This window comes from Sphingomonas sp., assembly GCF_031361285.1.
Taxonomy (GTDB): domain Bacteria; phylum Pseudomonadota; class Alphaproteobacteria; order Sphingomonadales; family Sphingomonadaceae; genus Sphingomicrobium.
In genome coordinates this window covers 1-10,528 of the sequence record NZ_JANMCO010000171.1, presented here as the reverse complement: position 1 = coordinate 10,528, position 10,528 = coordinate 1, and the positions used below count along the sequence as shown (strand labels likewise).

The following is a 10,528-nucleotide window of genomic DNA, read 5'->3' as shown; positions in this document are numbered from 1 at the left end:
CCGCCTCACCCAACGCCAGAACCAGAGCGGCGACGCCGCCAGCAGCAAGTCGGAAGGCTTTGAAGCCTCCGTGCACCGGATCAAGGAGCAGGTGCTCCCGCGCCTGCTCGAGCGCGTCGACCCCGAAGCCGCGGCGACGCTCAGCAAGGACGAGCTGGCCGAGGAATTCCGCCCGATCATCGGCGAGGTGCTCGCCGAGCTGAAGATCACCCTCAACCGCCGCGAGCAATTCGCGCTCGAAAAAGTCCTGGTCGACGAATTGCTCGGCCTCGGACCGTTGGAAGAGCTGCTCGCCGACCCGGCGGTCAGCGACATCATGGTCAACGGTCCCGACCAATGCTTCGTCGAGCGCAAGGGCAAGCTCGAGCTGGCCCAGATCCAGTTCCGCGACGAGGAGCATCTGTTCCAGATCGCCCAGCGCATCGTCAACAAGGTCGGCCGGCGCGTCGATCAGACCACGCCGCTGGCCGACGCCCGCCTCCAGGACGGCAGCCGCGTCAACGTCATCATTCCGCCGCTCAGCTTGCGCGGCACCGCCATCTCGATTCGTAAATTCTCCGAAAAGCCGATCACGCTCGACCTGATGACTGGCTTCGGCTCGATGTCGGAGAAAATGGCAACGCTGCTCAAGATCGCCGGCGCGAGCCGCATGAATGTCGTCATTTCGGGCGGCACCGGCTCGGGCAAGACCACCATGCTTAACGCTCTGTCGAAGATGATCGACCCGGGCGAGCGCGTCATCACCATCGAGGACGCGGCCGAGCTCCGGCTGCAGCAACCGCACTGGCTGCCGCTTGAAACCCGTCCCGCCAACCTCGAAGGCCAGGGCGCGATCACCATTCGCGACCTCGTCATCAACGCGTTGCGTATGCGTCCCGATCGCATCATCTTGGGCGAAATTCGTGGTCAGGAGTGCTTCGATCTCCTGGCCGCGATGAACACCGGCCACGATGGCTCGATGGCCACCTTGCACTCCAACAGCCCGCGCGAATGCCTGGCGCGGATGGAAAACATGGTGATGATGTCGGACATCAAGATCCCGAAGGAAGCCATTTCGCGCCAGATCGCCGATTCGGTCGACCTCATCGTCCAGGTTAAGCGCTTGCGCGACGGTTCGCGCCGGACAACCAACATCACCGAGGTGATCGGCATGGAGGGCGACGTCATCGTCACCCAGGAACTGTTCAAATTCGAATATCTCGACGAAAGCTCGGACGGCAAGATCATCGGCGAGTATCGCTCGATGGGTCTGCGTCCCTACACGCTCGAAAAAGCCAAGCAGTTCGGCTTCGACCAGCCCTACTTGGAAGCGTGCCTCTAACTCGGGCGAGCACCAGCGCAGGGTCATTGCGTCGAAATCCGACATTCCGGCATTCCCGTTAAACTTTTAAAATGTTAGTCTGGCTGCGGGCTCAGGGGGAGCACGCGATGGCGACGGTTGCAGGCGCATATACGAAGGTCGAGCCGCGGCCCGACGTTCTGTCGGGGACGCCGCGTGCGCACGCGGTCGATCGCTGGATTTTCGTGTTCATGGCGGCGTGGTTTATCGCGATCACACTGGCGGGGTTCATTCCCGACTCGATTATGAAGGTCGGTATGGTGCGCGCCGGGGCGCGGCCGCCTTTCCCGCTGGTGCTGCACATGCACGCGGTGCTGATGGGGTCATTCCTGCTCCTGCTGCTGGCTCAGACGTCGCTGATGGCAACGGGCCGCCGGGAACTGCACATGCGCCTTGGAATCCTGGGGATGGCGCTTGCCGGGGCTCTTGTGGCCGTCGGCTTCGTCCTCGCGCCAACCATGTATCACGAAACCTGGAACGCGCTGCAGTCGGCGCCGCCGAATGCGCGCGCGAAGCTGCAGGAATTGCTCTCAATCAAAGAGAATATTCTGCTACTTCAAATCCGGATCGGGATTTTGTTTCCGCTGTTCCTGGCGATTGGCCTGCGGGCGCGAAAAGGGAATGCCGGGTTGCACAAACGGATGATTATCCTGGCGACCGTGATGGCGCTGCCGGCCGGCATCGACCGCATACCCTGGTTACCGACCGCCTTACCCGCAAGCCCGGTGTCGGTCGATTTGTATACCATTCTCGCGGTGTCGCCGATGTTGGTGTGGGATGTGATCCGAAACCATAGCCTGCACCGGGCCTATTGGATCTGGTTCGCGGTCACGCTGCCCTGTGCGGTGATCGTCAACCTGTTGTGGAACACGCCCGCCTGGCACGCTCTGGCCCGGCAGATCATGGCCGTTTGACCGCGGCAGCGTGTGGTGCGCGGAACAAGCACAACCAAAATATTGGTTTATCGAGAGAATAATGGTGGACGTGGCAAGGATTGAACTTGCGACCCCGGCGATGCCAACACCAGCGCCGCACGCAAATCTGCGGTATTTGCGTGTTTTTGAGCGGTGAAATACCCGATTTGCCCAACTAGAACGCGTTTCGACAATCGTTCGAGTGCACATTGAACCAGTCGACCAATGTGCGTCGCAAATCAACGAAACGAGGTGCAGTGCGATTGCAAAGTTTGAATGCGGTTGCAGACGCAAATCGTGAAAGCGCTTGACCCTGACATGATGTCAAGGTCGACGGTGTGTTCGATTGCGAAAGGTCGAGCTGCTGGAATGAACCAACAATCGGTTCACGCGCACGGCCACATCGGAGATGTCAGGGACATGACGGCGAAGGATCCAGTCTGCGGAATGACGGTCGACCCGGCCAAAATGCCTCATCACGTCGAGTTTGAGGGCCACGAGCATCACTTCTGCAGCGCAGACTGCCTGGCAAAGTTCAACGCTGATCCTCATCGCTATCTGCACGGCCAGGCCGACCCGGCGGCGATCGGCGCGAATGATGTCCCGCAAGGCACGATCTGGACCTGCCCGATGCATCCCCAGATACGGCAAATGGGGCCGGGAAGCTGCCCGATCTGCGGCATGGCGCTGGAGCCAATGGAACCGTCGCTTGATGATCAACCGAATCCCGAACTGGTCGATATGAGCCGCCGCTTGTGGATCAGCGCCGCGCTTTCTGTTCCGCTTATCTTCCTGACGTTGGGCGCAGAGATTTTTGGCTGGACGCTTGTCCCCATGAGCATTTCGATCTGGCTGCAGCTGGCGCTGGCGACGCCGGTGGTCTTGTGGGGCGGGTGGCCGTTCTTCGAGCGCTTCTGGGCATCGCTCAAATCACGCAACCTCAACATGTTCACGCTGATCGGGCTCGGCGTGGGTGTGGCCTATGGTTACAGTCTCGTGGCGACCGTCGCCCCAACAGCATTCCCCGCTTCTATCCGCACAATGGGCGGCCGTGCTCCCGTCTATTTCGAGGCTGCCGCGGTCATTACGACGTTGGTGCTGCTGGGCCAGGTGCTGGAACTTCGCGCGCGCTCGGCAACTGGGAAAGCGATCCGCGCCTTGCTCGGCCTCGCGCCGAAGACCGCCCGCCGCGTAAGCGATGGTCGGGACGAGGACATTGCGCTCGACCTGGTCCAAGTCGGCGACATTCTGCGTATTCGTCCCGGCGAGAAAGTGCCGGTCGACGGTATTGTCGCTGAGGGTCGGAGCTCGGTTGATGAGTCGATGATCTCGGGCGAGCCAGTCCCGGTCGAAAAGACCGCCGGTGACCCGCTGACGGGAGCGACCGTCAACGGAACCGGTGCATTGCTCATGCGGGCCGAGCGCGTCGGCCGGGATACGATGCTGTCGCAGATCGTCCGCATGGTCGCCGAAGCCCAGCGCTCGCGCGCGCCGATCCAGGCGATGGCCGACAAGGTCTCGGCCTGGTTCGTGCCGGCAGTGGTGATGACATCGACTGTCACCTTCATTGTCTGGTCGCTGGTCGGCCCCGAACCGCGTTTTGCTCATGCGCTGGTCAATGCCATTGCGGTCCTGATCATCGCCTGTCCTTGCGCGCTTGGCCTGGCGACCCCGATGTCGATCATGGTCGGGACCGGACGCGGCGCGAGCGCTGGTGTCCTCGTCAAGAATGCCGAAGCGTTGGAGCTGATAGAGAAGATCGACACGCTCATCGTCGACAAGACGGGCACGCTAACGATGGGCAAACCACGCCTGATCAAGGTCGTTGCCGCGGCCGCATTCGACGAACAGGAGTTGCTCGGCCTCGCCGCATCGCTCGAAAAGGGCAGTGAGCACCCGCTTGCGGCGGCCATCGTCGATGGGGCGGAGGAGCGCGGCCTTGCGGTCGTCGATGCGACCAATTTCGCCTCGCATACCGGTAAGGGCGTGAGCGGGACGGTTTCGGATCGCGCAATCGCGCTCGGCAACAAGCCGATGCTCGCCGACCTTGGCGTGGATACGACGCCGCTCGACGCCGAAGCGGACGCAATCCGAGCCGAAGGCCAGGGCGTGATGTTTGTGTCGGTTGACGGAAAGCTCGGCGGATTGCTGGTGGTCGCGGATCCGATCAAGGCCACCGCCGCCGCCGCGGTCGCCGCGCTTCGCAAGAGTGGCGTCCGGGTCGTCATGATGACGGGCGACAATCGACGCACCGCCGAAGCCGTGGCCCGCCGAATCGGCGGGATCGACGACATCTTCGCCGACGTCCTGCCCGACCAAAAACAGGCGATGGTCGAAAAGCTCCGCAAGGAAGGGCGGCGCGTCGCCATGGCTGGCGATGGCATCAACGATGCCCCTGCTCTGGCGGCAGCCGATGTCGGGATCGCGATGGGCACCGGCACCGATGTGGCAATGGAAAGCGCCGCGGTCACCCTGGTCAAGGGTGACCTTGGTGGGATCGTGCGCGCGCGCCACCTCAGTCGCGCGGTCATGCGCAACATCCGGCAGAACCTGTTCTTCTCTTTCGTATTCAATGCCGCGGGTGTTCCGATTGCAGCCGGGGTGCTTTATCCGGTGTTCGGGATCCTCCTCAGCCCGATTATTGCCGGGGCAGCGATGGCGTTCAGTTCGGTCACCGTCATCGGCAACTCGCTCCGCCTGCGAGGCGTGCGTTTATGAAGATCGGGAAAGTCTCTTCGGCATCGGGTGTCAGTCAAAGGATGATCCGGCATTACGAGAAAATCGGATTGATTCCCGAGGCGGCTCGACGCGACTCCGGCTATCGTGACTATGACGACCGCGATCTGCATACGCTGCGCTTCATTGGCCGGGCCCGCGATCTTGGCTTTCCGATCGAAGACATCCGCGCGCTTCTCGCGCTATGGATCGACCGCGGCCGGTCGAGCGCCGACGTCAAGTTACTCGCTTTGGCGCGCGCGACTGAACTGCGCAAAAGGATCTCGGTGTTGGACGGGATGCGCAGGACATTGGAACATCTCGCCGCCAGTTGTCATGGCGACAATCGACCGGACTGCCCGATCCTTCACGATCTTGAAGAAGGCGGCCATGAGCCGACGCGTTGAAAAACAATCGTTTGAGGCGCATGTGGCTCGAGTGAGCCTTAGATCCGTCTTCGCGATTCTTATCGCCTTCGCGATGTTCTTCTCGCCCTTTGCCATGCGATCGGGGAGCGCGATGGCTGCCATGCCTTCGGATCACCACAGCCAGATGAAGGCCACGGGGCATTGTGGCGGGCAGTCTTCGAGCGGAACAACGGACAAGACCCATACCAAGTCGTGCTGCGTCGCGATGTGCACGGCCATCGCGGTGGCGCCGGCCTCGCCGTGCGAACCGCTCGTTTTTGCCCGCGCGATGGCCCGGCCCGGCAGTGAGCAATCTCCCCATAGTTACCTCGCCAAGCTCGCCACACCGCCTCCGCGAGCCGCGTGAAGTCGACCTTTCACTCGATTTCACGGAGTACTGACATGAAGACGCTTTTTGCTACGATCGCCTTGACGATCGCCCTCCCTGCCGTGGCTCATGCCCAGGCGGCTCCGGCACCCGCTCCACAGGCGGACTGCTGCGAGAAAATGAAGGACAAGATGGATTGCTGCAAGGACATGGCCGGCAAGAAACATGCCGGACATGACATGATGCAGTCGGGGGACAAAGCTCCGGCGGCCGATCCGCATCAGAACCACAAGATGTAAGCAAGCGTGACGGCCGGAGGCGTTCAGGAGCGCCCCCGGCCGGATCGATTTGCTCGCCATGGCATCGCAAGGAATATCGATGTTCGACAAACTCGCACTTAAGCGACGCGACTTTCTGCGCGCCGCAGCCTTCAGCGGCGCTGGCGCCGGTCTTGCCGGCGTCATGCCCGCATGGGCACAACCACTTTCACCGGGCCTGGCCCCGCTTCCGACAGTCAGTGGCGCCGACATTGCGCTGTCGATTGGCAAAGTGGCGGTCCGGGTCGATGGCCAGGTCAGCCGGAAAATCGGCATCAACGGCACGGTTCCTGGCCCCCTGATACGACTGAGGGAAGGACAGAATGTCCGGCTGAGGGTCACCAACACGCTCGATGAGGACAGTTCGATCCACTGGCATGGACTGCTGGTGCCGTTCGCGATGGACGGGGTTCCGGGGATCAGCTTTCCGGGGATCAAGCCGCATTCGACGTTCGACTATCAGTTCGAAGTCGGCCAGACCGGGACCTACTGGTATCACAGTCATTCCGCCTATCAGGAGGCGGGCGGTCTCTATGGCCCGATCGTGATCGATCCGGCGGGCACCGACCCCGTCGCTTTCGATCGTGAGCATGTGCTCGTCCTGTCGGACCATAGCCCAATGAGCGGCGCGACGATCTTCAAGAAGCTCAAGCAGATGGGTGGTGGGTATTTCAACCTGCAGCGCCTGACGCTGTCGGGCCAGCTGGCCGGCCGCGACCTGAGCGCGGCGGAGCGCAGCGACTGGGCGAATATGCGGATGGACCCCGCCGACATCGCCGACGTCACCGGCTCGACCTACAACTACACCGTCAACGGCTACGGCCCGTTCGACAACTGGACCGGCCTGTTCACCCCGGGCGAACGAGTCCGGCTGCGGATCATCAACGCGGCCGCCCAAACCAACTTCAACGTCCGCATTCCCGATTTGCCGATGACGATTGTCCAGGCCGACGGCCAGAACGTCCGCCCGGTGACCGTCGACGAGTTCCAGATCGGGGTTGCGGAAACCTATGACGTGATCGTCACGCCGCGGGATCGCGCTTATTCGTTTGTCAGCGAATCGATCGATCGATCGGGATTGGGCCGCGCGACGATCGCCCCGCGCGCGGGGATGATTGCGCCGGTGCCGCCACTGCGTCCACGCCCCCTGCTGACCATGGCCGACATGGGGATGAGCGGAATGGATCACGGCGGCACGGCCGGGATGGACATGCCGAATGCGCTCAATCCCGCGGCTGCTCGCGGAGTCGATCCATCCGCCGAGCAGAACGCATCGCGCAACCTGTGGAAACTGACCGGCTGGAAAGAGCCGACCGATCACGGCAGCCTAGCATCCAACGCGGCGGCCCCGGTGATGGGCGCGATGACCGGCATGGATCATTCGGCGCTGGGGCATGGTGCTTCCGCATCCGCTCCCGCAGGATCGTCAGGATCGATGGCTGGGATGGACCATGGGTCGATGAACATGCGCGATTTCAACAACGCCCCGCAGGTCAGGAAGGACCCCGGCGTGCAGACCATCTCGCCGATGCCGACCGATCGCAGCGGCGAGCCGCCGGTCGGCCTCGAAGGGCTCGATCACCGCGTGCTCGTCTACCGTGATCTGGTCGCGTTGAACCGCAATCCCGACGTCCGGGCGCCATCGCGGTCGATGGACATTCACCTAACCGGCAACATGGAACGCTACATGTGGTCATTCGACGGGGTGAAGATGAGCGAGCCTGCGGCCGCGATCCCGTTCCGGCTGGGCGAACGGGTGCGGGTGACCCTGATCAACGACACGATGATGCCGCACCCGATCCACCTTCACGGCCATTTCTTCGAGCTGGTGACCGGGCACGGCGCCTTTGGTCCGCGCAAGCATACGGTCAATGTCCCACCCGGGGGCAAGATGACGTTCGACCTGACCGCCAGCGCAGCCGGCGATTGGGCGTTTCATTGCCATAACCTCTACCACATGGCCGCCGGGATGATGCGCGTCGTCACCGTTCGCGCGACGACCGGAGAAGCCGCATGACGCGCCCCAACCTTGGCCGGTTACTGGCCGCCGCGGCAGCCTTCGCCATTGCTGCTCCCGCTGCAGCGCAGATGAACATGCCTGGCATGACGATGCCAATGCCCACCACGAAGCCGGCTGCGAAGAAACCAACCGCGAAAAAGCCGGCGACGAAGAAACCGGCGGCGACAAAGGCTGGCGTCAAGAAGGCTGGGGCCAAGGCGGCGTCGGCCAGGAAAGCCATGCCCAACAAACGCCCAAGCCCCGCGAAAGCGGATCCGATGGCTGGTCACAACATTGGGGCGATGCCGGGCATGGACATGCCGGCGGGCCATGACATGAGCACGATGCCGGGCATGGACATGCCGGCGGGCCACGACATGGGCGCCATGGACAATGCTGCGCCGGAGGGCACCAGCCTTCCGGCTGGAAACGCGCCGCCGCCTCCGGTCCCGACCGATCGCGCCGCGGATGCGGTCTATGGCGCCGAGGCGATGCACATGGGCGTCCATCACCTCAACATGTTCCACGGCGGGCAGAAGCTGGCGCAGGTCATGTTCAACCTTGCCGAGGCGCAGTTCCGCAACGGCCGTGACGGCTTCGAGTGGAACGGCGAGGTCTGGTATGGCGGCGACATCAACCGGCTGTGGGTCAAGAGCGAAGGCGATGGCAACTTCGGCCAGTCGATTGAAAGAGCCGAGGTCCAGGCGCTCTACAGTCACGCCATCGGCCCATATTTCAACCTTCAAGGTGGCCTTCGCTACGACTTCAAACCCAATCCGTCGCGGGTCTATGCGACGATCGGGGTCGAGGGTCTCGCCCAGCGCTTCTTCGAGCTCGAAGGCGCCCTGTTCCTGTCGAACAAGGGCGAGTTACTGGCGCGGGCCGAGGGCTATTACGATCAGCGGATCACCCAACGGCTGACCTTGCAGCCACGCGCCGAGCTCAACTTCGCCGTGCAGAGCACACGCGCGACCGGCACCGGCGCTGGTCTCAGCGACGCCGAAATCGGCCTGCGGCTCCGTTACGACATTCGCCGCGAGTTCGCGCCCTATGTTGGCGTCCAGTATCGCCAAACGTTCGGCGATACCCGGCGTTTCCTGCGTGAAGCGGGCAGGGATCCGGGCGGCTTGAGCTTGCTGACCGGCGTCCGGTTCTGGTTCTAAATCGAAAGGGAGACGAACATGAAAGTGATGATCTCGCTCGTGGCTGTTGCCTCGATGACCTCAATCGGAGTTCCAGCGGCGGCGCACCCAGCGAAAGCGCGTCCCGCTCTCGTCGCGGACCATGTCGCCAACACCGCCGAAACGGCGGCCGTCCGCGCAGTCCTGGCGAAATATCAGTCGGCGATGGAGCGCCTCGATCCCAGCGGCACCGACCGGCTTTTCGCCGCGAACTCGACGATCTTTGAAACCGGAGGGGTCGAGGGCACTTATGCGAACTACCTCGCCCATCACCTGACCCCTGAACTGGCCGAGTTCAAGAGCTTCCGCTTTTTCGATTACAAGGTTGATGTCCGCTTTGAAGGCGCGCTGGCGCTTGCGAACGAAAGCTACCGTTATCGGATCGAAACCAAAAAGGGCGAGATCGCGGAGCGTCTAGGCGTCGCGACCAGCGTCCTGAAAAAGGTCGGTGGGCAGTGGAAGATCATCTCGATGCACAACTCCGCCAGGCGGCCAACTGCATCCTAACTACCGAAAGCGAAATCCCCGCACGAACAGGAAACACGACATGGCCAACGGTAAGTTTCTCGACCTCCACCGCCACCTGCCAAGCACTGCCTTCGTTCTAGTGCTCCTGCTGGTGATCGCCGGCTTTGCCGGCGCGTTCATTTACGCCGGCGTTTACAATATCGGTGCCGACGCACCCCATTCCAAACTCGTTTACATGACCCTCGATCAGATGCGGGAGCGGGCCATTCGGCACCATGCACGCAACATTGTCCTGCCCGCGGATTTCGGCGATCCGAAGCGCATTGCAACCGGCGCGGGATTATATTCGGAGATGTGCACCGGCTGCCACCTCGGCCCGGGCGTCGAGCCGTCCGAGATGAGCCAGGGACTCTACCCGCCAGCCCCCGAGCTTGCTCGTGGAATCAACCATACGCCCGCCGAAATGTTCTGGATCATCAAGCATGGCGTCAAATTGAGTGCGATGCCCGCATGGGGCAAGACCCACGATGACAACCTCATCTGGGACATGGTCGCCTTCGCTCGGGCGCTGCCCAAGATGTCGCCCAAGCAATATCAGGCGGCCCTGGCGAGCGCACCGGCCGACCATGACGAGATGATGAAGGCCATGCCTGGCATGTCGGGTATGGCGGGAATGAAAAACGGCGAGGCAGCGAAGCCCACGCCGGCGGGTCACAGCCATCCCAAGGGCACCAAACCACACGCCGACTAGCGGGGGCTCCGCCTTTAAATCAATCAACCAACGGGGAGATCTTCTGAACCAGCCGACAGCTGTGATCGCAAACTTGAATCCACCGCTAAGTCACTGAAAAAATGGTGGG

General features: G+C 62.4%; 10 protein-coding genes. All 10 read left to right on the top strand.

Annotated features, from left to right (window positions below; translation table 11 throughout):
* Positions 1 to 1,321, top strand: a 1,321-nt coding sequence (locus RMO25_RS13380) for a CpaF family protein (RefSeq protein ID WP_309663098.1), incomplete at its 5' end; no start/stop codon positions are given.
* A gap of 107 nt (positions 1,322 to 1,428) precedes the next feature.
* Positions 1,429 to 2,253 carry a hypothetical protein gene (locus RMO25_RS13375; protein ID WP_309663097.1) on the top strand — a complete coding sequence of 275 codons (825 nt, stop codon included), beginning with the start codon at positions 1,429 to 1,431 and terminating at the stop codon, positions 2,251 to 2,253.
* Positions 2,254 to 2,622: 369 nt separating this feature from the next.
* Positions 2,623 to 4,971 carry a heavy metal translocating P-type ATPase gene (locus tag RMO25_RS13370; RefSeq protein WP_309663096.1) on the top strand — a complete coding sequence of 783 codons (2,349 nt, stop codon included), beginning with the start codon at positions 2,623 to 2,625 and terminating at the stop codon, positions 4,969 to 4,971.
* Complete coding sequence (gene cueR / locus RMO25_RS13365) at positions 4,968 to 5,375, top strand: Cu(I)-responsive transcriptional regulator (RefSeq protein ID WP_309663095.1); 408 nt, start codon at positions 4,968 to 4,970, stop codon at positions 5,373 to 5,375. The genes RMO25_RS13370 and cueR overlap by 4 nt, the downstream gene beginning before the upstream one ends.
* Positions 5,344 to 5,742 carry a hypothetical protein gene (locus RMO25_RS13360; protein ID WP_309663094.1) on the top strand — a complete coding sequence of 133 codons (399 nt, stop codon included), beginning with the start codon at positions 5,344 to 5,346 and terminating at the stop codon, positions 5,740 to 5,742. Before cueR ends, RMO25_RS13360 begins: the two co-directional genes overlap by 32 nt.
* Positions 5,743 to 5,777: 35 nt before the next feature.
* Positions 5,778 to 6,002: a hypothetical protein gene (locus RMO25_RS13355; RefSeq protein WP_309663093.1), complete on the top strand. Its 225-nt coding sequence runs from the start codon at positions 5,778 to 5,780 to the stop codon at positions 6,000 to 6,002.
* A 79-nt stretch (positions 6,003 to 6,081) separates the two neighbouring features.
* Positions 6,082 to 8,037, top strand: coding sequence for a copper resistance system multicopper oxidase (locus RMO25_RS13350; RefSeq protein ID WP_309663092.1), 1,956 nt, complete (start codon positions 6,082 to 6,084; stop codon positions 8,035 to 8,037).
* Positions 8,034 to 9,182 carry a copper resistance protein B gene (locus RMO25_RS13345; RefSeq protein ID WP_309663091.1) on the top strand — a complete coding sequence of 383 codons (1,149 nt, stop codon included), beginning with the start codon at positions 8,034 to 8,036 and terminating at the stop codon, positions 9,180 to 9,182. The genes RMO25_RS13350 and RMO25_RS13345 overlap by 4 nt, the downstream gene beginning before the upstream one ends.
* An 18-nt stretch (positions 9,183 to 9,200) precedes the next feature.
* Entirely contained in the window at positions 9,201 to 9,707 is a 507-nt protein-coding gene (locus tag RMO25_RS13340) for a nuclear transport factor 2 family protein (protein ID WP_309663090.1), read from the top strand.
* A 40-nt stretch (positions 9,708 to 9,747) separates the two neighbouring features.
* Positions 9,748 to 10,419, top strand: a complete 672-nt coding sequence (locus RMO25_RS13335; protein WP_309663089.1) for a c-type cytochrome — start codon at positions 9,748 to 9,750, stop codon at positions 10,417 to 10,419.
* The last annotated feature ends 109 nt before the right edge of the window (positions 10,420 to 10,528 follow it).